24 protein-coding genes and 3 pseudogenes are annotated in these 25,080 nt (G+C 43.7%); 11 read left to right on the top strand and 16 right to left on the bottom strand.

Going from position 1 to position 25,080, the window contains the following annotated elements:
• Positions 1-107 precede the first annotated feature (107 nt).
• From AACW45_RS35160 to AACW45_RS35130, 7 genes and pseudogenes are all read left to right on the top strand, one after another.
• Positions 108-938: pseudogene (locus AACW45_RS35160) on the top strand (LuxR C-terminal-related transcriptional regulator); the annotation flags it as partial.
• Positions 924-1,238 (top strand): response regulator transcription factor, encoded by a 315-nt coding sequence (locus AACW45_RS35155; protein WP_277880464.1) that lies wholly within the window; start codon positions 924-926, stop codon positions 1,236-1,238. The pseudogene AACW45_RS35160 and the gene AACW45_RS35155, both read left to right, overlap by 15 nt.
• A 131-nt stretch (positions 1,239-1,369) precedes the next feature.
• Positions 1,370-1,993, top strand: a complete 624-nt coding sequence (locus AACW45_RS35150) for a type 1 glutamine amidotransferase family protein (protein ID WP_190637763.1) — start codon at positions 1,370-1,372, stop codon at positions 1,991-1,993.
• An 18-nt stretch (positions 1,994-2,011) separates the two neighbouring features.
• Entirely contained in the window at positions 2,012-2,356 is a 345-nt protein-coding gene (locus tag AACW45_RS35145) for a DUF3703 domain-containing protein (RefSeq protein ID WP_190637761.1), read from the top strand.
• A 115-nt stretch (positions 2,357-2,471) separates the two neighbouring features.
• The gene (locus AACW45_RS35140; RefSeq protein WP_190637758.1) at positions 2,472-3,167 is read left to right on the top strand and encodes a class I SAM-dependent methyltransferase; all 696 of its coding nucleotides are present in this window, start codon (positions 2,472-2,474) and stop codon (positions 3,165-3,167) included.
• Positions 3,158-3,646 carry a DUF1772 domain-containing protein gene (locus AACW45_RS35135; RefSeq protein WP_190637756.1) on the top strand — a complete coding sequence of 163 codons (489 nt, stop codon included), beginning with the start codon at positions 3,158-3,160 and terminating at the stop codon, positions 3,644-3,646. The genes AACW45_RS35140 and AACW45_RS35135 overlap by 10 nt, the downstream gene beginning before the upstream one ends.
• Before the next feature lie 27 nt (positions 3,647-3,673).
• Positions 3,674-4,321, top strand: a complete 648-nt coding sequence (locus AACW45_RS35130; protein WP_190637754.1) for a methyltransferase family protein — start codon at positions 3,674-3,676, stop codon at positions 4,319-4,321.
• A 633-nt stretch (positions 4,322-4,954) separates the two neighbouring features.
• Here AACW45_RS35130 and AACW45_RS35125 read toward each other — a convergent pair.
• A complete protein-coding gene (locus AACW45_RS35125) occupies positions 4,955-7,444 on the bottom strand; it encodes a protein kinase domain-containing protein (protein WP_190637752.1) in 2,490 nt (829 codons plus the stop codon).
• A gap of 590 nt (positions 7,445-8,034) precedes the next feature.
• Between AACW45_RS35125 and AACW45_RS35120 the strand changes: the two genes are divergently transcribed.
• Positions 8,035-8,529, top strand: coding sequence for a quercetin 2,3-dioxygenase (locus tag AACW45_RS35120; protein ID WP_190637750.1), 495 nt, complete (start codon positions 8,035-8,037; stop codon positions 8,527-8,529).
• A gap of 344 nt (positions 8,530-8,873) precedes the next feature.
• Here the strand turns inward: AACW45_RS35120 and AACW45_RS35115 are convergent, their stop codons facing one another.
• From AACW45_RS35115 to AACW45_RS35065, 11 genes are all read right to left on the bottom strand, one after another.
• Complete coding sequence (locus AACW45_RS35115) at positions 8,874-9,887, bottom strand: IS701 family transposase (RefSeq protein ID WP_190540781.1); 1,014 nt, start codon at positions 9,885-9,887, stop codon at positions 8,874-8,876.
• A 295-nt stretch (positions 9,888-10,182) separates the two neighbouring features.
• Positions 10,183-10,539 (bottom strand): WD40 repeat domain-containing protein, encoded by a 357-nt coding sequence (locus AACW45_RS35110; RefSeq protein WP_313933822.1) that lies wholly within the window; start codon positions 10,537-10,539, stop codon positions 10,183-10,185.
• Between the two features lie 639 nt (positions 10,540-11,178).
• Positions 11,179-11,478, bottom strand: a complete 300-nt coding sequence (locus tag AACW45_RS35105) for a hypothetical protein (protein ID WP_339385118.1) — start codon at positions 11,476-11,478, stop codon at positions 11,179-11,181.
• A gap of 65 nt (positions 11,479-11,543) precedes the next feature.
• A complete protein-coding gene (locus AACW45_RS35100) occupies positions 11,544-11,669 on the bottom strand; it encodes a hypothetical protein (protein WP_242045825.1) in 126 nt (41 codons plus the stop codon).
• On the bottom strand, positions 11,669-11,806 hold the full coding sequence (locus AACW45_RS35095) for a hypothetical protein (RefSeq protein ID WP_242043904.1): 138 nt from the start codon (positions 11,804-11,806) through the stop codon (positions 11,669-11,671). Before AACW45_RS35095 ends, AACW45_RS35100 begins: the two co-directional genes overlap by 1 nt.
• A 16-nt stretch (positions 11,807-11,822) precedes the next feature.
• Entirely contained in the window at positions 11,823-12,578 is a 756-nt protein-coding gene (locus AACW45_RS35090; protein ID WP_190637744.1) for an SDR family oxidoreductase, read from the bottom strand.
• A 71-nt stretch (positions 12,579-12,649) separates the two neighbouring features.
• Positions 12,650-13,441 (bottom strand): CPBP family intramembrane glutamic endopeptidase, encoded by a 792-nt coding sequence (locus AACW45_RS35085; RefSeq protein ID WP_190637742.1) that lies wholly within the window; start codon positions 13,439-13,441, stop codon positions 12,650-12,652.
• A 28-nt stretch (positions 13,442-13,469) separates the two neighbouring features.
• Complete coding sequence (locus AACW45_RS35080; RefSeq protein ID WP_190637740.1) at positions 13,470-14,207, bottom strand: CPBP family intramembrane glutamic endopeptidase; 738 nt, start codon at positions 14,205-14,207, stop codon at positions 13,470-13,472.
• A 64-nt stretch (positions 14,208-14,271) separates the two neighbouring features.
• Positions 14,272-15,228: a CPBP family intramembrane glutamic endopeptidase gene (locus AACW45_RS35075; protein WP_190637738.1), complete on the bottom strand. Its 957-nt coding sequence runs from the start codon at positions 15,226-15,228 to the stop codon at positions 14,272-14,274.
• Between the two features lie 371 nt (positions 15,229-15,599).
• The gene (locus AACW45_RS35070; protein WP_242045824.1) at positions 15,600-16,058 is read right to left on the bottom strand and encodes a peptidoglycan-binding domain-containing protein; all 459 of its coding nucleotides are present in this window, start codon (positions 16,056-16,058) and stop codon (positions 15,600-15,602) included.
• A gap of 702 nt (positions 16,059-16,760) precedes the next feature.
• The gene (locus tag AACW45_RS35065; RefSeq protein ID WP_190637736.1) at positions 16,761-17,318 is read right to left on the bottom strand and encodes a DsbA family protein; all 558 of its coding nucleotides are present in this window, start codon (positions 17,316-17,318) and stop codon (positions 16,761-16,763) included.
• Positions 17,319-17,752: 434 nt separating this feature from the next.
• Here AACW45_RS35065 and AACW45_RS38530 point away from each other — a divergent pair.
• Together AACW45_RS38530 and AACW45_RS35050 are read left to right on the top strand one after the other, a co-directional pair.
• Positions 17,753-18,702, top strand: a pseudogene (locus tag AACW45_RS38530) (ISAzo13-like element transposase-related protein).
• 85 nt (positions 18,703-18,787) lie between these two features.
• Positions 18,788-19,009 (top strand): ISAzo13-like element transposase-related protein, encoded by a 222-nt coding sequence (locus AACW45_RS35050; protein WP_199331302.1) that lies wholly within the window; start codon positions 18,788-18,790, stop codon positions 19,007-19,009.
• 175 nt (positions 19,010-19,184) lie between these two features.
• On the opposite strand, the gene AACW45_RS35045 is transcribed toward AACW45_RS35050, so the two are convergent.
• The 4 genes and pseudogenes from AACW45_RS35045 to AACW45_RS35030 all read right to left on the bottom strand — a co-directional run.
• On the bottom strand, positions 19,185-19,778 hold the full coding sequence (locus AACW45_RS35045) for a hypothetical protein (protein ID WP_190637732.1): 594 nt from the start codon (positions 19,776-19,778) through the stop codon (positions 19,185-19,187).
• A gap of 501 nt (positions 19,779-20,279) precedes the next feature.
• On the bottom strand, positions 20,280-20,903 hold the full coding sequence (locus tag AACW45_RS35040; RefSeq protein WP_190545552.1) for a response regulator: 624 nt from the start codon (positions 20,901-20,903) through the stop codon (positions 20,280-20,282).
• Positions 20,900-23,620 carry a PAS domain S-box protein gene (locus AACW45_RS35035; RefSeq protein WP_242045823.1) on the bottom strand — a complete coding sequence of 907 codons (2,721 nt, stop codon included), beginning with the start codon at positions 23,618-23,620 and terminating at the stop codon, positions 20,900-20,902. The genes AACW45_RS35040 and AACW45_RS35035 overlap by 4 nt, the downstream gene beginning before the upstream one ends.
• Positions 23,590-24,114, bottom strand: a pseudogene (locus tag AACW45_RS35030) (transposase); the annotation flags it as partial. The gene AACW45_RS35035 and the pseudogene AACW45_RS35030, both read right to left, overlap by 31 nt.
• A gap of 396 nt (positions 24,115-24,510) precedes the next feature.
• Between AACW45_RS35030 and AACW45_RS35025 the strand changes: the two are divergent.
• Entirely contained in the window at positions 24,511-24,999 is a 489-nt protein-coding gene (locus tag AACW45_RS35025) for a Tn7 transposase TnsA N-terminal domain-containing protein (RefSeq protein WP_242045821.1), read from the top strand.
• Positions 25,000-25,080: the final 81 nt, after the last annotated feature.

Raw genomic sequence — 25,080 nt, 5'->3', positions numbered from 1 at the left:
TTTTTTGGGGCGCTTCCCCTACCCGTTTATGGTGTATTTTTTTAGTTCAGTAAATCTGTTGCTGTTATTTTCTGTTTGCTTCCATTTAGTCTAAACTCCAGGAAGTTAGCTCCATTGGTAAGGCACAAGGCACAGCCGATCCCGCGATCGCAGGGCTTTATTTACAAGCACAGTTTCTGGCATTGCGAGGAAAACTGGAGTTAGCAACTTCTCTGTGTCAGCAAGGCTTGGAACTAGCAACGCAACGACGTTGGTTAGCAACTTATGCAGGTGTTTTGGTGCAGGTAGCGTTAGCTGATGTATTAAGAGAAAAAAACCAGTTAGAAGCAGCTGCACAACATCTTACTCAAAGCATTGAGCGCGCTATTGAGAATCAGCAGCCTGGATTGATGATGGGCTATATTACACTGGCACGAGTACGCCTGTCTCAAGGAGACTTAAAAGCAGCGTGGGCTGCCATTCTTGGGGCTGAACGCTGTCAAATTTGGCTCTGGCCGACCATCCTGGCAGTTGAAACCTGTAAGGTGAGATTGCATTTGGCAGAGGGAAATTTAGATGCGGCGATCGCCTGGGCAGAGAACAGTAATCTGAGTGTAGAGGGTGAACTCCACTATAGTCGAACCGAACAGTATCCCACAGGTTCCGAACTCGATTACTTAACTTATGCCAGAGTACTACTAGCTTACGGTCAACATAAGTCATCTTCATCTCATTTCCGAGATGCCCTGCGATTGCTCAAGCGATTGCATGAATTTGCTCAAATAGGTGGACGAACTATCCGTGTTATGGAAACTTTGCTTTTACAGGCGTTGGTTTTGCAAGCTCAAGGAGATAGAAAAGAATCTCTAAATTATCTCAATCAAGCCTTGAATATTCCTCGCCAAGGCAATTACATTCGTCTGTTTTTAGATGAAGGAAAACCAATGACAGAGTTATTGCAACACGCTGTCTCAAAGAATATTCATACCTCACAAGTGCAGCTTTTATTAGCTGTATCTGGTTCAGTGGAGGAGAATAAATCTACTTCAGTCTCAGCATTGATTGAGCCATTAACTGAGCGCGAACTGGAAGTGCTAAATTATCTAGCAACTGGAATGCCAAATCAGGCGATCTCCGAGCGACTTTTTGTCAGTCTGGCTGCTGTCAAATGGCACGCGCGAAATATCTACGGCAAGTTGGAAGTCAACAATCGCACTCAAGCTGTAGCGAAAGCCAGAGAATTGGGGCTTTTATTCTAGGAGAAAGTCTAACTCCAACACCTATCCTTTTGGCTAGTGAACGAGTAATAGCATTTAGATAAGCTGAGGGATCTGGGGAAGATAAAAACTTTTTTTGGTAACAAACAAATCTACTTCCCCACTTGTATTGTATGGAAAAGCAAATCGTCCATCTATTCGTATTTAATACCCTTGCTGATTGGGAAATTGGTTTTACCGTTGCGGGAATCAACAACCCGGCATTTCAAAAACACCCTGGACGCTATCGCGTGCAAACTGTTGGCTTAGATGCAGAACCTGTAACAACCATTGGGGGAGTGACAATTCTGCCGGATGTCACCATCGACGAACTAAACTCAAGCGCTATGTTGATTTTGCCAGGAGGTGAGGCATGGGATGCAGGCTCAAATACTGAAATTTTGGCAACAGCAAAAGCCTTACTGGCAGGAGGTATCCCAATTGCGGCGATTTGTGGTGCAACCGCAGGGTTAGCGCGTGTCGGCATCTTGGATGATAAACCCCACACCAGCAATGCCGCAGAGTATTTGCAAGCAACAAACTATGGCGGAGCAGCTTTTTATCAAAATCAACCGACGGTGACATCTGGTGATGTTATTACTGCAAATTCTACTGCTCCTCTTGAGTTTGCTTACCACATTTTCCAAAAGCTTGATATTTACGATGCCCAAATTCTCGAAGCCTGGTATGGACTTTTCAAGACGGGTGATGCCTCATATTATTTAACCTTGCAAAAATTGACAAGCTCATCAACTTAATATTTTGAGGATAATCAGATGAAAGCGATTGTATACGAAAATTTCCAAGCAGAACTTAGCAAAGCGAAAACATTGATTGCAGAGCAAGACTTTGAATCAGCATGGATAGCCTTACAACGCGCTCACATTCTCGGACAGAATTATGCGATCGCTCATACAATTGCCCATTGGAATATGCTGAAACTCGCCTGGAAACAAAAAGACTTTCAGGAGATTTCTATGCAACTACTATCAACAGTTCTGGCAATTCCCTTAACACTCTTGTATGGAAAAAAAAGATACCTCAGAGGAGGTAAAGCCAATGTTGATGACTCAGCAATAATGTCTATCCCAGAAGATATTCAACAAATTCTGAATCAGTAGTTTTGCAGCTTGAACTACTTCCAAAACTATCCTTTCAACTATCCATTCGGTGAGGGATAAATGCCAGCTTCAAAGCGACTGTGAAAGTACAGTCATGCATCAATGAGGTTTGACAATGGAATGGACAATCGGATGGTGGCAAATCTCTGTTCAACGAGTTTATCCTACAAACGCGCAACTGTCTCAAACCTATAATCAAGCGGCTTCCTGCTGGCATCAACATCTTCAGGTTTTAGGTTATAGCCATGCTTACAGAGAGTTATGGCGATCGCTGAAAAATGCTGATATGTTAGCTTACAGTCAAGAAAACTTAACCATTTGTGATTGTGGTGTTGGCACAGCAGCCTTCTGTCTGGCATTTGCTCAAATTATTAACTCCAAAGCACATATCACTGGAGTTGATATTTCACCCCAAATGTTGAACAAAGCAGATCAAAAACTTTCTTTGGCAAAGGTTCCTCATCAAGTTTATCAAAGTGATGTCAATACTTTGCCTTTTGCAGATTGTGCTTTTGATGCTGTCATCTGTGCCCACACAATCGAACACTTACCCAATCCGCTACAAGGATTACGGGAAATAGTCAGGGTAATGCGTCCAGGCGCGCCCTTGATTCTCGTAGCCACTCAGTCTGGATTATTGGGTTGGTTAATTCAGTGGCATTGGGGAAATCGATGTTTCAACCAGGAAGAACTGTCAACGCTTATACACGAAGCCGGGCTAACTCAGCTTCAGTTGATTCCGTTTCCCGTTGGGCTAGCTCGCTTCACCAGCATTGCTTGTATTGCCTTTAAGAGGTCATCATGTTTCTAAGAATCTGGCGATTGTTAACACTCATCCTTGTGGCGTTATTTACAGGATTGGAGTTCGCCCATACTTTAGAATTTCCTGCCAAAATGCAGTACGATGGGGCGCTGTATGTGACGATTCAGAATAGCCTGTATCGTTATTTTGGTGCGCCAGGGCCAGGAGCATTTATTACTGTGGGTGCAGTTCTGTGGGCGATCGCACTTACGGTTCTGGTACGAAAACGCCAATCTGCTTTTTGGTGGACATTAGCAGGTACAGTATGTCTTTTAATCCCTTTTCCCCTGATCTATTTTCTGAGGATTGAGCCTGTTAATGCAGTAATTGAACAAGCTAATACAGGTTCACTTCCCAGCAATTGGCAACAGCTTAGGAATCAATGGGAATACGCTCATGCTACCAACTTTGGTTTGAGTTTAGCTGGTTTGAGTACAATCGTGATATCTGTTCTGGATGATTCACCTGGACATAAAAACTCAACCTGAGACTGACAATATAGAGGTGAAGCAATCATGTTCATTTTCAAGATTTTGAGCGCGCTGATTTGGAATATAGTCATCTTCGGTGGTTTACTATTCTTGCCAGCTGGGACGTTAAACTGGTGGCGTGGCTGGGTGTTGCTCGGTGTTGTTGTTGTGGGAACTGTGGCGACGATGATTGGTGTTTTCCGAGATGATGATGCTTTATTACAAGAACGCCTCAAACCACCCATTCAAGAAGAACAACCCCTAGCTGACAAAATTCTTGCCAATCTACTAATTGTCTCATTTCTGGGTTTGATTGCCTTCATTCCCCTAGATGTCTTCCGATTTCACTTATTTTCTCCACCAAAGGCGTTCGCTTCACTGTTGGGGTTACTCCTATTTATTATTGGTTGGGGAATTATCTCTCTTTCCTTTAAAGTTAATACCTTTGCAGCAACTGCGGTCAAACATCAAGCAGATCGGCAACAAATAGTGATTGATCGGGGAGTTTACAGCGTTGTCCGACATCCCATGTATGCAGGTGCAGTTCTGACGATGGTTGGTATGTCTTTGTGGTTAGAATCCTATGGGGCTGCCCTACTAGCGATCGCTCCTACTATCATCCTGGTCATCCGAATTCAATTTGAGGAGCAATTTTTGCGGCAAGAACTCCAAGGCTACGATAGTATGCTCTGAATCATAATGTGAGAAAAATTTTGATCCATAAATTAGAAAAGAGTTAACGAAAATTCAGGCTTTCGCGCTAATCACAAATTAAAACTTTGAATCAAATTATGAGTGAGAGTTGAAATTCTGAATCATAACTAAAGAATGAGTTGAAAAAACACAAAGAGACAAAACTTGCACAAAAAATCCCTGACAAAATTGTTCTAACTTAAACTTTCAATTCAAAATATGGTTCAAATACCCATGTTATGGTTCAAAATTTTTGTTTTATTAGATATCTGAGTAAAAATAAAATATTTCATTGAACATGCGATCGCTCTATTGTTGGGCGATCGCCTACTCAAATCGTAGCTGAATAATAATGATAATCTTGCCGTTGGATTGATACAAACGTCGGTTTTATCAGTCTTTTTATCCCTTACACGATATCATTATTAGTAAAAAAACTCGAATATTAAAAGTGAACTATAAACTGGATACTCATTTCTGAAGCATATCATGAGTTAAAATCTCAATTTTTAGTTCAAATCACAGATAGTTACATTCAAAAAGTTAGGTATAAGTTGTTGCCATATCTCTGGTAAGTTGTGAATGCTGGAATCATGATTTTTTCTCAACTCCCCAAAAATTTAGGCACTGCTTCTACCGTAGCTTTTGAATCTCAGTGTTAGCCGTAGTATATCGGTCAAGTTGTTTTTGCTCAAAAGCAAGTTGTGCAGCCTTTTGTAAATCTTCTATTGCCTGTGGCTTATAGCCTAAATTGGCATAAGCACGCCCTCGGCTCATATAGTAACTAGGAAGATAAGCTTTAGGGTCGTAGTCGTCTAAAAGCTCAGGAAAACGTGAGAATTTAGCTTTTTCAATTGCATCTTCAGTTACTTCAATTGCCTTAGTAAAATCCTGAATTGCACCGGGAATATTTTTGATATGAACGTAAGTTAGTCCTCTAAAGTGATAAGCTTCTTGCTTGTATCTAGAATAGGAATTGTCGTCAATAACTTTTGTAAAATCCGCAATCGCTCCCTGAAAGTCTTTGAGTTTGTCTTTTGCAACTCCTCGGAAAATATAGGGAAGGTCTTTAGTTGGTAAAGGATTTTGACTTAGTAGCCAATTAAAATCTGCGATCGCATTTTGCGGCTTTCCTAAGTCAAGATAAGCTCTACCTCTCTGAAAATAAGCATTTGCCAGATAATTCGGCTCCAGAATAGAACGAACTTGCGGACGGATCTGAATTATCTTGGTAAAATCTGCGATCGCCGCTTGTTTTTGCCTTAAATAATTGAAACGGGTTTCACCACGCTCAGAATAAGCCTCTACGAAATTGGGATTAACTTGAATCGCTTGATTATAAACTTCAACTGCTTCTTTGGGTTTATTTAACTGGCGGAGAATTTCACCTTGCTTAATGTATGGCTTTTCCAGTTTCGGGTCTTGAGTAATGGCTGTTCTATATGCGTAGAGTGCATCCTGTTTCTTACCTTGTCCAGCTAAAGCAAGTCCCTCATAGTAGTGAAACAACCCTGTGGATTTGGAATTAGGAAGAATTTCTTGCGCTTTCCGAGCATCCTGAAGCGCACCTTCATAATCTTTATCTCGCCATCGAGCAAAGCTCCTTTGTCCGTAAATAATTGCTAACTGCTGATTTGGAGCCAGAACTCGTTTGCATATCACCTTAAATTCGCTCGTTCCTTGGCGAGCAAGTCTGAAAGTGATGGGTGTATTAGCTTCACCCTGGAGCATTTTCTGTAATTGGATATCTGTTTTATTGACTGTGGGTTGATTGTCTATCGCCAAAATGCGATCGTTTTGCCTTATTCCTGCTTGAGCCGCAGGTAATTTATAAGGAACATCGGTAATAATTGGCTGCTTGGTATTGGGGTCAATACTAAATTGAATACCTACTTGCGGTGTCAGAGATTTGAGGTAACGTAGAGCTTGCGTATAGTCTGCAATCGCTTTTTTGCTGGAATCTACATCGAAAGATTTACTCTGACTATACCCTCGCCAAAAGTAGGCTTCACCATTTTGGGGTTGAATCCGCAGCAGTTGGTTCAAATCTGCGCTAGCGGCTTGATAGTCTTCTCGGTTAATTTTGGCTCTAGCTTGTTCTAGAAGCACTGAAGCTTGAGCATTTTGCTGATGATTCTGCCAAAATGCAATTCCCAACCCACTGAGTAGAATAACAGTCACTCCGCCAGCAACCATTAACCAAACTCGCTGAGGTAACTGACGCAAGCGGTGAGTGACATTTACCGACTGTTTTACTCTTAAAGATGAAGGTTGACGGGTTGCTATTTTTACAGTGTCTCGCAAAACTGTTAGTGCGTCGGTGGCAGTTTGATAACGCTGGCGGTAATCTACACGCACCATGCGATCAACAATAGCAGCAAACTCAGAACTTACCTGAGCGCGATCGCGCCACATCATCTCACCAGCACTAAGATTATCGGGGTCTTTCAGCCTTAAGAGGTCACTTATTCCTAAACCTGTCAGAGCTTGAATCCCTATGATCCCAACAGCGTAAATATCGCTACTATATTGAGGATAACCATTCAACTGTTCCAGTGGCATATACCCTCTAGTGCCAATTACCACTGTTGAAATCACTTGTCCTTGAGAATTGACGGTTTGTGTAGCCAGTTCTTTTACCGCTCCAAAATCAATTAAGTAGAGCTTGCGATCGGACTGGCTGCGGATTAAATTAGCAGGCTTAATATCTCGGTGAATCACTCCTTGTCCGTGAACAAAAGTTAAAATCTCCAAGACTGCAATTAAGAGTTGGCGGACTTTTTCTTCAGTCCAAGGATGTCCAACTTGAATTTCCGCTGCCAAAGTAGAACCAGGAATGAATTCTTGAACTAAATAAAACTCTTGTTGTTGTTCAAAATAGGCAAATAATCTAGGAATTTGTGCATAGAGACCCAATTTTTCTAATGTTTCTGCTTCTTTAGCAAACAGGTCACGGGCAATTTTTATTGTATTCGGGTCTTGAGTAGGGGGACGAAGCTGTTTAACAACACAAATAGGATTACCAGGACGCTTCGTATCTTCCGCTAGATAGGTATGTCCAAATCCCCCTGCAGACAGAGAGCTAATAATTTTATAACGCCTGTCTAAAAGTAGACCAATCACAATCTTTAGATTTGATAAATTACCGAAATTCCAGACTGTATAATTTCAATTTTTTTCAATTATATTGCTAATATAACGCATCACTAGTGTCATATCCTGGAACTCCGAAAATATTTCTAACATATCAATTTTTAGGAAAATTCTGCCTAACTCTTGCTCAACTGTCGTAGAAATGTTTAATTCGCTCCAGTAAATATTTTATCAATATTACCAACCAGAAATTTTAGGCGATCGCTAATTTAAATTTCCCAACTCAATCAGCAAATTTAAGTAGAATCGATAATTTTTCGCTGATATGATAGGAAAGTTTTTTTGAGCAAATAGCATAACCTAGCTTAAAAGCATCTAAGAGTTACGTAGCGTTTTTATAAAAAATTTCAAATCCAAATAAAACTAATTCTTTAGATAGAAGCACCTCGAAAATATCAGTTTTAGGTTTAAGGCTAAGTGTCATAACTACTTTTCGCACAAACAATATTGAGGAGCGCATAAGAGCTTAACTACTAAACTTCTTAATTATAGCTAGGATATTTTTTTGATTTGTGCAAGCAGTGCAGTCTGTTTGGGATAACACTCAGGAGATAACAACAATGACAATTAATCATGGGATATTATCGCCACCAGGTGAGGGGGATAGTTATTCAGTAGCAGGTGATATAACCACTATTAAAGCTACGAGTGAACAAACAGATGGTAAGTATGCATTGTTTGAAGTAGTACTTTCACCCCAATTAGGCCCGCCACCGCATATTCATAGTCGAGAAGATGAAGCATTTTACATTCAGGAAGGTTCAGTTGAGTTTTATCTTGATAAACAAACGGTTTTAGCCACTCCCGGAACATTCTTGCATTCTCCTAAAGGTCAACTCCATAGTTTTAAAAATATTGGTTTTACACCTGCAAAAATGTTGATTTGGGCTACTCCAGGTGGAAGAGAAAAGTTTTTTGCACAAGTCGGAACTAAAGTAGAGAATTCGTCAGTTCCACCATTACAGATAACTCCAGAAGTGATTGAACGGATATTAGCAACTGCTCCTGAGTATGGAATTAGAATTTTTATTTCTGAACCTGGTATTTCGCAATAAAAACCTAAGCAAGGTTAGATTTTTTATCATAAAGTTATTAGTTTAGTGGAGGCGACACAGACAATTAAGCTAACACTAAGTGACCGTGAAGGTGGCATACATTGTATACTCCAGCGTCCATTCAGCAATGAACCTACCACCCTTTCAAAGGTAGTTGATACAAATAGCCAACTATAGATTGTAGATATGATCAGAATTCAGGAGCCAGAAGGCTTAAAAAATGAAGATAAATATTTGAGAAGTTAATTTACTTATCTATTAAATTACCTCTAAAATCTGAACATGACTTACGCAACTGGCACAAATAGCAGGCGGGGCTACACCCCGCCACGCAACAATTTAAATCAAACCAAGCACATAGGAATACTTGGGCGTTTTAGTTGCTGAATTAAATAATTAGAAAGCAAATTATGCTTGATTTGATAAACAGTTTGTCCAGTTTTATAGGCTAAATTCTTTAATCTAACCCAAACCAACATTGCACAAGCAATATGATTTCTTTGAAGCCTAGCTTTACGACATTGACAAGATTCAATGCCTGTTAGTTGTTTAATTTCTCGGTGAAACTCCTCGATTTTCGCTCCGATTTTGCACACCTCTTGTACAACATCCGTGGAGCTTTGAGATAAATCGTTAGTGGCGATAAAATCCGTTCTGTTGGTAGAAACAGTAACCCGGAATAGCTTCACTTTTTTCTCTTGCGGAAACCCTTTAATTTTTATGATTTTACCACATTCTAACTCTTCATTACTCCATTCTAATAATTCAATACGTTTATATTTTTCTTTAGCAAATGTATCATCAACTAACCGATTATTTTTTAAAGGGCAATAATAAATTTTTTCTAGACTATCAATATAAAGCATTAAACTATGTACGGCATACCATGTGTCCATCAAAACAGTATCAAATGGTAAAAGTTTATGATATACAAGGTTTTGCAGCATGTCTTTCACATGGTCTATCTTGGTTTTACCATCGACATCAGGATTAAAAATACGGTAATCTATTACCCAAAATCTTTGAATATTAGGGTTGACATACACGCAACTAACTACACCAATACCTTTGAGGACACCATGCTCATTACCACTATATTGCCTCCTGACTATTTCTATTTCTTCAGAATACCTTTTATCTAAAACGCTATCATCAAATATTATGTAACCATTGGTATCAGGCTCAACTACCTCTTTCACGTTATCCCATAGTAATCGAGGTGTTAACTTTTCTCTCTTCAAATAGTAGTTAATTGCATCATGGCTTATAGTCTCTAAATGCTCTGCCAAATTGGTCATAGTATAATTAATTTGACTACTTAATAAGTATTGGCAGTAATTAAGCTTAGTAAATCTCATTACCTTAAGCAACATTTATCTAATACAACCTCTACCTATTTTCTCATGAATATTTCAATAGTGTTTCTAATACAGCGACTTCTTATGCGTTGATCAAGCTTTCGGAATCGGATTCAATTAATACCTATGTACTATCAACTAGCGATCGCCCTTTACCTGTTGCGTCACTCATATAGTACAAAAGCACTATATTTTAGCGATCGCCTGTGCCAGTTGCGTAAGTCCTGAACGGTAGAGACTGCTTGGCGCTGGGAATGGGAAAGAGTTCTCAAATATGCAACAAGCTGAGACCGCCTTAATGCTCAATTGCCCCTAATGCTTTGAGGGTAGACTTTTGAGCTACTGTCAACCCAGTCGCACCCTGAATATTCATGCCCTCATACAAGCGCTTGGCTCTCAGCGTTTTGAGACACTCACCTGTTGTCGGATTCCACAACTTAATGGTTTCATCCTGACTACTGCTGACCAAAAGTGCATCTGAAGCAGATGGCAGGCTAAAGTCGATTGGACTAAAGTGAACCGAACAGACCCGACTGGTGTGCCCTTGCAGTACTTTTTGGCAGGTGTCGTCTCGGACATCCCACAGCCGAATCGTTTGGTCGTCACTGCCACTGGCTAGGAAACGACCATTAGGGCTAAAGGCGAATGGCACTAAGAAAAGGGGAAATCGTTGAGGCAGCAGGGGAGAAAAAAGAGCGATTAGGCTGTGCGTTCGCAAGAAATAGAAATCCCCCCTGCACAAGAGCACCCCTGCCCCTCTGCAATCCTTATACCCTGTATTCCCTTCAGCTTAACTTAGTGCCATTCGTACTCGATATTTGGTTTTCTTAATTTCCCCCTACACCTTGCCCAGACGAGCTTTCAACTTTTCTTAGTGCCATCCGATTTAGACCCTAATGTTCAGAATTCACTTGCCATGTAATCACAATGAGTTCTACAAACGGTAAGACAACTATTAGCCGCCAAAACGCTCCTAAAATGGCTTCCATCGTCCAGTTCTGACTCTGAATCTCCCAGATCATCCAAACAATATAGAATCCAATCACCAACCAGGGTAGAATTACCGATGAATTCCGTCTGCGATAGAAGCGGATCGTCCTCTCGCGCCAAAATGGGAAGGTGCTGAGGAGACAAAAAATGTAGGAGGTTCCTGCACTGATGAACAAGCTTCTTTGAAGACCCGAAGACAGGTTTGGGTATCCAAGTGCGATCGCACTCAGGCAAACTCCGAGCGCGAGGTACAGAAAAGTAAACAAGGTAAATCGTTTCATTACTTCTTCTCCAATGAAGCTTATTCTCTGTACCACACACGCACACATTGAAAGCAATTGACTGTAACGCCCTGGCTGATCATCACTGGGTAGAAACCATTACTGACCGTCACTCCGTAGACACCATCACTTGTGCCTTCTATCCGATCTGGTAAAACAACAGTTTCAACATTGATTACCTGTATTGTTTTACTTTCGATCCACTGATTGACAGCACTAACAACCTCAGAGAAGGATTCATACTCAGAAGGTCCGCCGAAAGGTCCCTGTTTAGTAATCCGAGGCGCAAAATCTTTGCACTTAATCATTTTATCTACCACTTAAAATTGTAAAGTTGACCCTCACTTCAAGGAACCATTGTGATTTGATTTGTTGATGGCTCAATTCACTGTGAGTCCACCATCGATCCCGCTGATGAACAGGTGTTGATGATGACCCCTGCTCCTTGAGTCAGCATCTGTTGGATTTCATATTTCATGTACAAGAACACACCCCGTAGGTTAGGTGCCATCATGCTGTCAAATTCTTCAACTGTCCAGCGATCGTCGGAGCAAAAGTGTGATGTCCTTTGGTTTCTAGATGGTCGATGACCGCTTTCCACGCAGAACCATCATGCCAGGAGCCATGAACTAAGACAAAAGTTGACATAGAATCTCTCCTTGAATTAACTCACTGTATATCCGCCATCGATCGCTAAGGATTGTCCCGTGATGTAGCTAGCAGCATCAGAGCAGAGAAACACAACCGCTTGAGCAATTTCTGCTGCCTGACCGATACGACCCATCGGAACCATAGACCCGAGATCATCAAACGTTATGCCCATCTGGTCAGCGCTACGAGCCATTAGGTCAGTCGCAATGGGACCAGGATTGACGGCATTAATCCGAATGCCCTGTTTGGCATAATCGAGGGCAGCCGATCGCGTCAGCCCCATCACCGCATGTTTGCTGGCAACGTAAGGAGAGATCCCTGGAAGCGCAACGAGACCATTCGTTGATGAATTGTTCACGATCGCGCCTGAGCCTTGAGTTAGCATCTGTTGAATTTCATATTTCATACAGAGGAATAGCCCTCGCGCATTGACCGACAGAATCTTGTCAAAATCCTCGATCAATTGTTCATGCAGCGGTTTAACAACCCGATCGATTCCAGCATTGTTAAAGGCACAGTCGAGTTTGCCGTAGGTTGCGATCGCTGTCTGCACCAATTCCCGAACATCTGCTTCACTCGATACATCTGATTTGACGAACAAGCATTCTGCCCCAGTCTCGCGAATCAAATCAGCAGTTTCTTCACTTTCTACACTGCTTATGTCTGAGAAGACAACTTTTGCTCCAGCAGCACCGAATGCGATCGCAGTTGCTCGACCAATTCCCGATGCGCCTCCAGTGACTAACGCCACTTTATCCTGAAGTATCATTCTATTTCTCCTAAAATCCAAGTCCGGTTGTTCTCTCTTGAAATAATCATGAAATCGCTTTAGAAAAAAGCTTAGACAAATCTTGCAAGCATTAGGCTAAGAGCAAAGGAAAAGGCATGAAAGCTGATATGGGCTAACATTGCAGCCTCAAGTGAATATTGCCAAAAGAGCCAGCCAAACGCAATCCCCGCAATCCCATTCAGTAACAACGCCCGAATAATCACAACTGGAGTGAGGGGAACGATCGCAGCAGTCGCTGGCAGGTGTAGTAGTCCAAATACCAAAGCGGCTAGAACGATCGCACCCTGGTAAATCCCTTGACTTGGCAACGTAACGCCTTGTTTTAGCCCTTTCCATGCAATCCAAACAAGCAGCGACATTAAACCCCAGCGCATCAAAATTTCTTCAGTGATGCCGCCATAGAACTTTGCTGTGAGCAAATTCAACCAACTTGGCTCTGTATTATTTGCTGCCCGTAGCGCTTCCGGTAGGACAGGTTGCATCAACTGATCAAGCAACAAGAGAACGATCGCCGCCGCTGCACCCACACCCAAGCTCCACTTCATCTCAACGGTAAAAGATGGAGACTTAGCGGTGTGAAACACCCAATGATCAATCAAATGGGAGCTTAATCCAACACGATAGGCACAACCAATTCCAATAAGAATGCTGATTGCCAGTAGAATTGAATACTGTAGTCCTTGCAGAAGCATTAAAATCCCCAATGTTGGCACTTTTTCCAGTATTTCTGGAGACTGTTTCGCTAACTGTTGCTCGATTAAAGGAATAGACGTGATCGTGAACATGACAATTCCCACACTGCCCAATACAAATAAAATCCCGAATTGTTTCAGAATTGCCATTGGTTTAACCTCCAGATGATCCGTCCTATTAGCCCATGCCAACGAACACCATCACCGGAATTGTGGGCAGGTTGAAAACAATATGAACGACGAGACCGGGCCAGATCGATCCGCTGCGACGGAAGACCTCAGCGGTAGCAAGACCCGCCACAATGGCCGCAGGAAAAACGATATTGATACCGTGCATGAGGGCGAAGATCAAGGTGCTGCCCACGACCCCAACGAACGAACCGTAGCGCAGCAGCGCGTTGGTGACGATGCCCCGGTAGAGCAGTTCCTCGCCAAAGGGTGAGAAGACGCTGATGAACACCGTAGACAAAACCAGAGACAGTAACCCGCCACGACCACCCTCTGCGTAAACATCCTGGACATTGTCCGTGTCCCCGGTGATCTGGATCCAGACCATGATCGCCAGACCCTTGATTACAAAGGCAACCAGCCCTACGCCAACACTGGTCAGAAGCCAGCGACTGGAGGTTCGGCGTACACCGAAGGCACTCAGGGAACGGATCCGCAGCCGCGCGGCTGCCGTGAACGCGATGAGGGTGGCGACGCCAGTCCATGCAGTCAAGATCAGTCCGTGGACCACGGGGTCAAGACCGAGTTGCTTGAACAGCGAAACGCCGCCGAACCCTATGATTAAATAGACGATGAGTCCGACGATAATCTCGGACCAGCCCGGACGGGAGGTATTGCTAGGCCGAACCGAGGACGCGGAAGGGGGCTTTCCCGACTCCCTCAGGTGATTTGAAGAAACACGAGGCATGATAATTGACTCCTTTTATCGGGTTGCTGACTTCAGTTGCTGATGGGTTCGGGATTTGCCGGGGTCACCAATGACCCTTCTGGTGGCTCTGGGAAAAGGATTGGGGCGACTCCTGCTTGAACACCCCGTAGGCGATCGCCAGGAACACGGGTACTGCAACCAGCATTGATAGTGCCCCGTAGGTCGCGTGGTATTTACTGATTGTGAACAGAGCAGGTGAGGGCAAGGCACTTCCAGTGATGTCGAACAGGATTGCCCCGCTGATGTTGTTCGCGAAGTGTACGCCGATGGCGAGTTCAGTGGTTCCGTCAATCAACGAGACCACAGTCCACACCAGACCCGGAACGAGGAAGTAGTTGGAAAAGATCGTGAGCCAGCCGCCCACGCTTACCTCCGGGTTGAGGAGGTGCGGCAGCGTAAATATTACGGCTGGCACGAGCGCCAGAAAGACGCGGTTAGACCAAACAAGGCTCGCCCCCTGCACAATGTATCCGCGAAAGAAAAGCTCCTCGGTGGTAGTCTGGATCGCAGTAAGAACCAGTGCGATCGGGACGAAGAGAGCGAACGTTAAGAGGTCGGAGTTAAAGGAGAAGGTATTCGGGTAGAACAGATACTGCCCCAGCCCACCGATCAGGCAGTACGGCACGAACCACGCCACGAATCCGTGACCGACCCGGTGCCAGTCTATCCGCTCCCGCGCCGTGACGAGCGTCCGGGGGTGACGGCGGTGGACCAGGGAGACAGCGATCAGGACTCCCGCGAGGAAGAACAGGAAACTCGCCATGACAAACAAGTAGTATTCCACGGGACCGAGCACTGAGGGGTCTGCCTGTCCGCCGAGCGCGAACGCGACGAGTACGCTAGCACCACTACCCACAACCAACCACGCAAAGAGGATGATCATCAGCCCCAGAGGATACCGCCACCCCCGATACTTACCCCACCCAGCAGCATCCACGTAAGTCGCGTCTTTCACTTCCGTTCCGCTTCCCTGATGTCCTTGGGTTGCTTTAATCCTCATCTGTGTCTCCTTGATTTGTGCGTGGATGTAGTGCTTGGATCTGACCACCAGTTACCTGGGAGGACGTTTACACTGAATTGCTTTGACATTTCGTAGATAATTCAACTCAGGCTCGAAGTTCGTAGGACAGAAAGCATACACAATGTCCTGAGGTCGGCTAATGACTAAACGGTAGGCGGGTGGAATTCCTTCAGAACTTTCAATTACTTCAATTCTGGGAATCACTTGTGGACTAACTTGAGCCAGGGATGGAACACTGAACAGCAAAAATAGGCTGAGTAGGATTGTTGCTGAGATAATTTGCGGAGATCGTTGAAGTCTGGACAGAATCTTGTTCATTGGACGTTTCCTTATGAGTTTTTTCTGAGTGATTAATCGGATTTCCAGGGGAGCGGCGATCGATAGGGATTCTCCCGCATATCCAGCACTTCCCAAGTCACAGGGTTAACCTGTCCTGTAACGGGGATGTTGTAGCGTCGTTGTAAATCTCTTACCGCAGATTCTGTAATCGCGCCAAATGCACTATCAACAACCGCACCCCTCGGATTTCCCAACCTGACTCCAGCAGCATTTAAGAACCCATTATCTAAGAGAATTTGCTGCAATATTTGCACTCTTCTACCGCGATCGCCCCGTCTCAAGGTTGGCAATGTGAGATCCGTGTAGGCGGTTGCAACAAGAATAGGAGATTGTTGAGGTGGAGGGGTAGCGATCGCCGGATGCATTCGCAAAACCCCACCTACTCCCGTTATAACGATGATTGATAGAGTGGTTTTAGCAAGCATCCCAGTGATTCTAGAAATTGAGCGTCGTGTTGTAGTTAATTTCATCATATTTCTCCTGTTTGTCGCTATGAATAATTGTGATTTGAACTAAAAAATGAGATTTTAACTCATGATATGCTTCAGAAATGAGTATCCAGTTTATAGTTCACTTTTAATATTCGAGTTTTTTAATAATAATGATTATCGTGTAGGGGATAAAAAGACTGATAAAAGAGACGTTTGTATCAATCCTTCGGCTTGATTATCATTATTATTTAACTACGATTTGAGTAGGCGATCGCTCTGTTGTTGGGCGATCGCTTGTTCAATGAAATATTTTATTTTTACTCAGATATCTACTGAAACAAAAGTTTTGAACCATAACATGGGTATTTGAACCATATTTTGAATTGAAAGTTTAAGTTAGAACAATTTTGTCAGCGATTTTTTGTGCAAGTTTTGTCCAATTATGTTTTTTAAACTCATTCTCTATTTATGATTCAGAATTTCAACTCTCACTCATGTATGAATGCAAAGTTTTAATTTGTGATTAGCGCGAAAGCCTGAATTTTCGTTAACTCTTTTCTAATTTATGGATCAAAATTTTTCTCACATTATGATTCAAAGCATAATAATTCGTATCGTGTTAGCGAACCTGTTTTGGGGTGATTCCAGTGAGGCGCTTAAGTTCAACAAAACAGGAAAAAGCTAGCCATCACGCATTCGATAGCTTACTAGCACTAACAAACAAGTCAGATATGATAGAGCTTAGTGACTTGCAGCAACAATGGCTGTCATCAACTCTGCCATTTTCCAGCGCCCAGTATATCGAATGTTATTGATAAATAGGGCTGGAGTAGCCGTTATTCCACTCTTGCATCCACTTTCGATATCCTCATTGACACGATCGACATGCACATGTTTAGACAACTCTTTGAGAAATTGAGGGATATCAAGCCCTAAATCATTGGCGTACTCTACAAGATAACCATTTTCTAAGTTCTGTTGATGGGCAAACAAAGTGTCGTGCATTGACCAAAACTGTCCCTGAGCAGCGGCGGCAACGGCTGCTTGGGCTGCCCGTTGAGCTTGGGGATGAATCTGTGCTTGCGGAAAATGACGGAAGATAAAGCATAAATCATCTTCTCCAAAAGAAGTACTAAGTTCTCCTTTGAGCAATTTAATCAGCTTGTAAACATCCGCACTTTTAGAGCATTGATAGTCTCCATACATCACCAGCACGACCTTAGCACTCAGCACACCTCGCATCCAATCCTGGGTTGAAGGGGTTACAAGTAAGGAACTGTGGCTAAGATCGTCGTTCATTTTTATACATTTGCATCAAGCATGGAACCTGGCAATTTACTTACGCAATCAATGGATTTAGTAAGTGTTTGCATAAATTCAATATAGGAGATCGCCTTCCATCTGTCGTCTATAGCAAGTTAAAATTTTTACAGTATAAATTGATAGAGCAACCATGCCATCGTGGAGTAGAAAGCTGGTTCTAACTCAAGTTATAATCCCAATTCTATCGAAAGTACTCCTCATAAATTAACAATGCCGCGTTTAACGGCAACAATTAGGAACTTGCAGAAAAATAAAATACCAGCCATTCTAAAAGAGGAGGAAGCGCGGATCTGCCCGCGCCTGATCTAAATCTCTAGAATGGGAATCCCCGATTCATACTCACCGAGACCATCAAATCTACCTTTAAAGATGCAGCGCAGAAACTGACTGGCAATCGCAAACGAGACTTCATGGCAAAAGTAACCGAAGATTACTTCAATAGTTCAGCCCGCAAAGCAGAAACAGTGTTGGGATGGAATCGCCAGAGTGTGCAACTCGGCTTGCATGAAAGGCAGACGGGGATAGTCTGTGTAGATAACTATCAGTCAAGAGGACGACACAAGAGTGTTGAGATGCTGCCCAATTTAGAATCGGATATTCGTTCATTAGTAGATGCTCAAGCCCAAGCTGACCCAAAATTTCAATCAACCTTTCTATATGCCCGCATTAGTGCCAGAGCAGTAAGAGAAGCATTAGTGAATGAAAAGGGGTACAACGAGAACGAATTGCCATCTCGTCAAACCCTGGGAGAGATTCTCAATCGCTTGGGGTATCGCCTAAAAAAACACAAAAAACCAAGCCATTGAAAAAAATTCCGCAAACTGATGCCATATTTGAGAATGTCTTCCGAGAGAATCAGGCATCAGATGAAAATCCCAAATCGTTGCGAGTGTCTATAGATACTAAGGCTAAGGTGAAGATTGGCAACCTTTCCAGAGGCGGTAAAGCTCGGACACTGGAGGCAAAAGTTGCGGATGACCACGATACACAGTGGCAATCAGTCTTAGTTCCCTTTGGCATTCTCAATACACATAATGACCAGCTATCGATTTACTTGGGTCAGTCGGCGGAAACCAGTGATTTTATCGTTGATTGTTTAACCGCTTGGTGGCATGAGAATCAACACAATTATCTGGAACTCGATGAGTGGGTGATTGATCTTGATGGCGGTGCCGCTACTCGCAGCAACCGCACACAATTTATCAAACGCATGGTTGAGTTGTCTTGTGCAATTAATTTAAAAATTCGACTGATTTATTACCCTCCTTACCATAGCAAGTACAATCCAATAGAGCGGTGTTGGGCCAATACTGCTCGGTTAAGGATTTTCAACTTGGAATTTGGTTTAGGGAAAAGGTGAAAGGGTAAGGGTTAAAGGTTTTTTCTTGCCCCTTTTCCCCTTACCCTTTTGCCCTTAACCGACAAGTATTGGGTGTTGGGCTGCCTTGGAGAACTATTGGAATGGTGCGATTTTAGATTCTGTTGCTGCCGCCGCACAATGGGCTGCCAATATGACTTGGAAAGGAATTGCTCCTATTATACATCTGGTTGAAACTACCTATGAAAAAGGAATCAAGGTTCTCTCACAAGAGTTAAAACAGTACCAAACCCAATGGCAGCGTTCTGAAACATTACCCAATTGGGATATCACCATTGTCCCTGTTTAATTGGTATCTTATTTTCTTGCAAATCCCTTACAGCTTGGGTGCGTTCGTCCTTGACGTTGCCGTAGGCATCGCTCACATCTAACTAGCAATAAGAAGCGCCTCCTACAACCAGGATCGTACTCATCCTGGTTGCAAAATGGTGGGTTTAGGCATTGATATTTGCTGGCTCCTACACTTAGTCGCGATCGCTGGCACGATCGATCACTGCGTTTGAGGGCAAGCTCGGATCAAGTACCTTGCGCGCACTGTCAACCCCTACAACGGGCAGTGTACCCGGATCAAGCATACCGAGTTGAACCAATACACTCGCCTGATCCCAGTAGAGATGTTCGTGGGCTAGCTTGTCGTCACGAAACTGAACAATTACTACCAATGCCACTTCAACCCGTTTAAGAGTCGGAGCAATACCAGGTAGCATCCAGTCCATCTGGATGGTATGAGTGAACTTAAGTAGCATTTCATCGACGAGTTGATTGGTTCCGATTGTGCGCGAGACCGGAGTCAGCTCCATGTCCGGCGGCATCTGTGGAATGAAGTACTTGGAATAAAACTCGCGCAGTGCCGGTTTCCCTACTCCCCCAATCATTACCGGAATGCCGTTAACGTAAGCATCCTCAACCATCGTGGCGAGAGTATCTTCAGTGTTGTGAGCGTCAAACTCAAGCCGCAGATGCTCATCCCAGAGTTCTTGCAAAAACTCCTGGGCTGGTGTCAGGTTGCTAGTTGCCTTTCCATTTGCTTGTTCGTCTACAGATTGCTGTTTGACCATGATTGGATTCTCCTAGTTCTATTTATTTCAAAAGCTGGGATTGACAATTAGCTTTGGGGTATTTTGTAGCTCCATTACCGCCTCGTCCTTTTTTCCGAAATTTTGAAGACTTTAAATTCTTTCAAGGTGTGATGACACCTGACTCCTGAGAAAGCTAATGGGTTTCCTTTTAGCGTCTACTCTTCCCGGCGGAAAACTTCGGATATCAACCGTGTAAAGGCACCAGATTGGTCGTATGAATCAGGATTTGAGCGTTTGCGATCGCCCGCTTCCGTCCCCTTTACATTTCTTTAGAGACAGCCTCTTACCGCTCTCAAGGAGCATGATTTGCCTGATTGGATGCACTATTTGCATAAACTCAATATAGGATATCGCCTTCAAGCTGTCGTCTATAGCAAGTTAAAATTTTTACAGTATAAATTGATAGAGCAACCATGCCATCGTGGAGTAGAAGGCTGATTCTAACTCAAGTTAGAATCCCAATTCTATCGAAAGTACATCCTATAAATTAACAATGCCGCGTTTAACGGCAACAATTACAGCTTGGGTGCGATCGCTCACATCCAATTTATTCAAAATCCGATTGACATGAGATTTGACAGTGCCTTCACCGATACTCAAAGTAGCTGCAATATCGGCATTGCTCATTCCCTGCGCCAGTGAGCGGAGTACTTCTAGTTCTCTTTCACTCAGTTCTGGATTGCTGAGGCGCTGTACCAACTTTGCTCCTACATCAGGCGGAATATACTTCTGACCCCGATGAACGGTACGAATAGCATTCAGAAGCTCGTCAGGTTCAGTTTCTTTCAACAGATATCCTTTTGCGCCTGCCTGCAATCCTCGATAAATATCTTCGTCACTATCATACGTGGTCAGTACAATAATCCGAGCAGATTTAGCAGTAGCACAAATTGCACCGATAGCAGCAACTCCTTCCACGCCCGGCATTCGGAGATCCATGAGCGTGACATCCGGTTGGTGTTCCCCAAATAAAGCGATCGCTTGTTCCCCATTTTCGGCTTGGGCAATCACCTGCATATCTGGATCACGGTTAATAATGGTGGCTAATCCTTGCCGAAAAATAGCATGATCGTCTGCAATGAGAACCCGAATGGCTTGGCTCATTGTGATGCCTCCCGATCGACGGTAACAATCATCTCTGTTCCTTCTCCAGGTTGACTCCGAATCGTGAGTTGTGCGCCGATGCGCTCTGCCCGTTCGCTCATGCCTAGTAAGCCAAAACCAAGAGAGGCTGGAATACTCCCAACTCCAAAGCCCTGTCCATTGTCTCTCACGCGCAAGCAAAACTGATCGTGATCGTAGATTAGCTCCACTCGAATTTCATCAGCATTGGCGTGTCGAATCGCATTGGTTAAGGCTTCCTGCCCAATCCGCAGTAGATTACTCTCGACTTCAGTCGGCAGAGAATATACTGCACCCTCAATCTCATAATATAAAGTGGTATCCATTGCGGCAGTTCTGAGTTGAGCAACGAGACGATGTAGAGCGCTCTGTAGACTGCCTTCCTCCAAAAGCTGAGGACGGAGCGCTACTACCGATCGCCGCGCTTCAACCAGTCCAGTTCGCGCCAATTCTTTGATCAGGTCTAGGTGTGCCTCAGTTGCTTCTACATCATCCGTTAGCACCTGTTTTGCCGCTCCCACCTGAGCCAGAATGCCTGTAAACGCCTGAGCGAGTGTGTCGTGAATTTCACGCGCCATGCGGTTGCGTTCTTCCAAAATTGAGGCTGCTTCTGCTCGCTTTTGCAGCGTAATGTCTCGCGCTATCCAAATCACCTGTTCATGCCGAATCGGTGCAATGCGCGCTGAAAACCAGATTTCTCGTTCAGCTATCCACTGGCTGTATTCAACTGTGAGTACTTGTTGGGTTCTCAGCACCTGCTGAATGTAACTCAGGAATTCATCAGCTTGTTCCGTATCATAGAGTTGATGCAGTGTTTTACCAATATACTCCTCCCTATGCAACTCTCCATATGACGGATTTCCTTTGATTGCGCCGATCACTTGCCCTTTAGCATTGAAAACACACAGCGGATCGGGAATGGCTGAAAAGAGCGCCCGTAGCTCTGCTTCAGAGGCTTGCAACGCTACTTCTGCCTGTTTGCGATCGCTAATATCCGCAAGCACCCCTTCGATGTAGTCATCGTCTGCATTCAGATAAGAAGAGAAAAGCCCCCAAAACACTGTCCCATCTCGTTTTCGCATCTGTGCTTCAAAGCTTCGCACTTCCCCATCCCGCTTCATCACCTCAATGCCTTGTTGGCGATCGCTGGGATTGACCCAATAGCCTATAGTGTGTTCAATTCCAATAATCTCTTGGGGTGAATCAAAACCAAACAGATCGGCAAAGCGTTGATTGGCATTGAGAATTAAGCCATCATAGGTGCGGGTTCGGTAGATACCAACCTGTGAGTTTTCAAAAATAGTTCGGAACTTGGCTTCACTGCGTTGTAATGCCTCTTCTGCTTGTCTACGCTGGGTGGTGTCATTGCCAACCGATAAGATTTCAACGACATCTCCCTGTTCATTGAAGATGGCTTGATTTGACCAAACAACCCAAACTCGCCGACCGTCTCGACAGAGGTTTTCACCCTCGCCTTGCGGGTACGATTGAGGATTACGAAGTAAATCATGGACAAAGGGTTTGACATCGCGTCCAGAGATTTCGATGTCTGGAATGATTGTTTCAAATAAGGTTCGCCCTAAAATCTGATGTTCTTCATAGCCAAGAAGTTTTACCCCATAATCATTGATGTAGCGAATCCGTCCTTGCGGATCATAGCGAATGATCACGGAATTCGCGGTTTGTAGCAGGTTGCGATAATTTGCTTCACTTTGTCTCAATGCAGCTTCGGTTTGTTGACGTTCCGCGATCTCCTGCTGCAAAGCTTGAGTTTGCTCTTCTACTTTTCGTTCCAGTGTTTCGGAATAATCCGATAACCGTTCATATAACCGAGCATTCTCCAGTGAAATTGCTGCCTGAGCAATCAACAGTTTAAGGACTTGTAAGCGATCGCTAGTAAACACTCCGGTACTGAGATTGTTCTCCAGATAAAGTATGCCAATCAGCTGATTTTGCTTGAGAATGGGCATACACAGGAGCGATCGCGTTTGTTGGTTTTGAATATACCGATCAGTCAAAAAAGACGATTCGTTGATTGCATCATCAAACACCAGAGTTTCAGATGTGCGTTCTACTGATTGGATGACGGAGACAGGAATTGTTGCACAGCCAGCAACAGCGATCTTTTCCAGGTTACACTGTTTACTCCCACTGCACTGAGCCACCACAGTGAGCCGATCATCTTCCAGGAGAACCAGAGCGCCAGTTTCGGCTCCTGCATTTTCTATCACCACCTGCATCAACGTTGCAGTTAATTGATCGAGATGGATCATTTCTGAGATGGCTTGAGCCGCTTTCATCGCCGCACCCAAATCAATCGCCGCAGTCGGATGACGGATCGTTTCATCGGTCACGATTGAATGTGATTGCCGAACTAGGTTGGTGTTGAGGAGTTGTGGATAGCGTTTTTCTAAATCTTTAACTTTAGCGGTTGCGCCCCAGCGATCATAGCAATAGTGCGCCTCTTTCATGTAGGTTTGGGCAATTTTTGACCGACCTCGCGCCAAATAATGTTTTGCTGCTAATTCATAGGCGAGTGCTTCTTCCTGGATAAACTCATTTTCAGCAGCAAGAGCGATCGCTCGCTCGTAAAACTCTTCAGCCTCAAAAAATTGCCCTAAGACTCGCGCTTTTTCTGCCTCGACTAGATGAAATTTATGTAGATAATTCATGGGAGCGTGTTCTGCCCATTTCTGCATCTTTTCTTGGTTGATGTTAACACAATTGAGCCAAGGCTACTTTTTGGGAGTTTGAAGCATCCAGAGGTAGGCTCAAAAGCGCCAGAGAGTGATACAAACAGAATACAGGTAAAACCTAGCGTGGCAAAACTTACTAGAGAGAGTCGTTGTTTGTCGAAATAATCAGCTCCTAAATCTTTATAAGGTTCTTGATGTGATATTAGATGGTAAGCGATCGTTAAAATAGAATGTGCAACAGCAACAGCTGCGCGTTTTTTGCCTCTTCGCCCACTAATACGACGAAACTGAGCAGCAAGGTAAGTTTTAGTATGGGCTAGAGCGTGAGCGGCTTGAACCAGAATTGTTCGTAAGGAGCGATTGCCTTTACGGGTACTAGTTGAAAGCGTTTTCCCACCACTTTCGTAGTTACCAGGAGCAACTCCAGCCCAAGCAGCCAAATGCTGGGCACTTGGGAAACGGCTCATATCGATGCCAATTTCAGATACAATAATTTCCGCAGTTCGACGTGTGACTTAAAGGAATTGTTTGCCGGAATGGCAAGCTTTTTCTTTAATTTGGCTATAGCAACTTTATACTTGAAATAGCAGACTGGTACTTTAAGAGATAAAAACGACAACAATTCGTATATAGTGCTGTTATTTTCAGCATATTTACTTACAAAGGATTCAGGACAAACGGCAAGCTTTCACCATGATTTTGAACTCAAGGCAAAATTATAGTTTAAATAGAGTTATACACGGTTATCTTTGCTGCCACCGATGGTTGGAATTGCCAATTGTTATAAGAGTGCGATCGTTTCGATACCGAAGTAATTAAATGGTAAGATTGCCGAAAATCCAGAATGGAAGTAAAAGCTTGCCAAAAGTCCATTCTAGGTAGGCGAGATTAATATGCTTAACACCCTTGAGTTTGAAGAGTGGTGTTGCCGCCTCAAATTACCAGAGGAGGCAAGAAAAGTCATTTCTCAAATCCGTTCTACAGAACCAGTAAGACTTGTAAAAGCCCTTGGCGGTAACGTTAGTGGCAATTACTGTAGCCAAAAAATGGGCAAAGTAATTCAATTTGAGTCGCACAAAGTCGAACTTCCAGGTATTGAAGAGTATGAGTATTCAGAAGATGTCTTGGAATTTTATGACCAACCCTATCGATTAACCCTAAAATGTCTCACCAAAAAAGGGCAGTTGGTCACAGTCACACATGTACCAGATTTTTTCGTCATTAGACAACAATCGGCTGGTTTTGAAGAGTGGAAACCTCAAGGTAAATTAGAGAAATTATCTCTGTTGCAACCTAACCGATACGTCAAAAACCAAGATGGACAATGGACTTGTCCGCCAGCTGAACAACAGGCTTTCCTTTTAGGGCGTGTCATCAATTAAGCCAGATAACAGCAGCAGCAAGATAAATTGCACCTAAAAAGTTCCTTGCCCGCTTGTCATAGCGTGTGGCAATTGCTCGAT

Source organism: Calothrix sp. FACHB-168 (assembly GCF_963889195.1).
Taxonomy (GTDB): domain Bacteria; phylum Cyanobacteriota; class Cyanobacteriia; order Cyanobacteriales; family Nostocaceae; genus Aulosira; species Aulosira anomala_A.
This window is presented reverse-complemented; position numbering and strand designations above follow the sequence as displayed.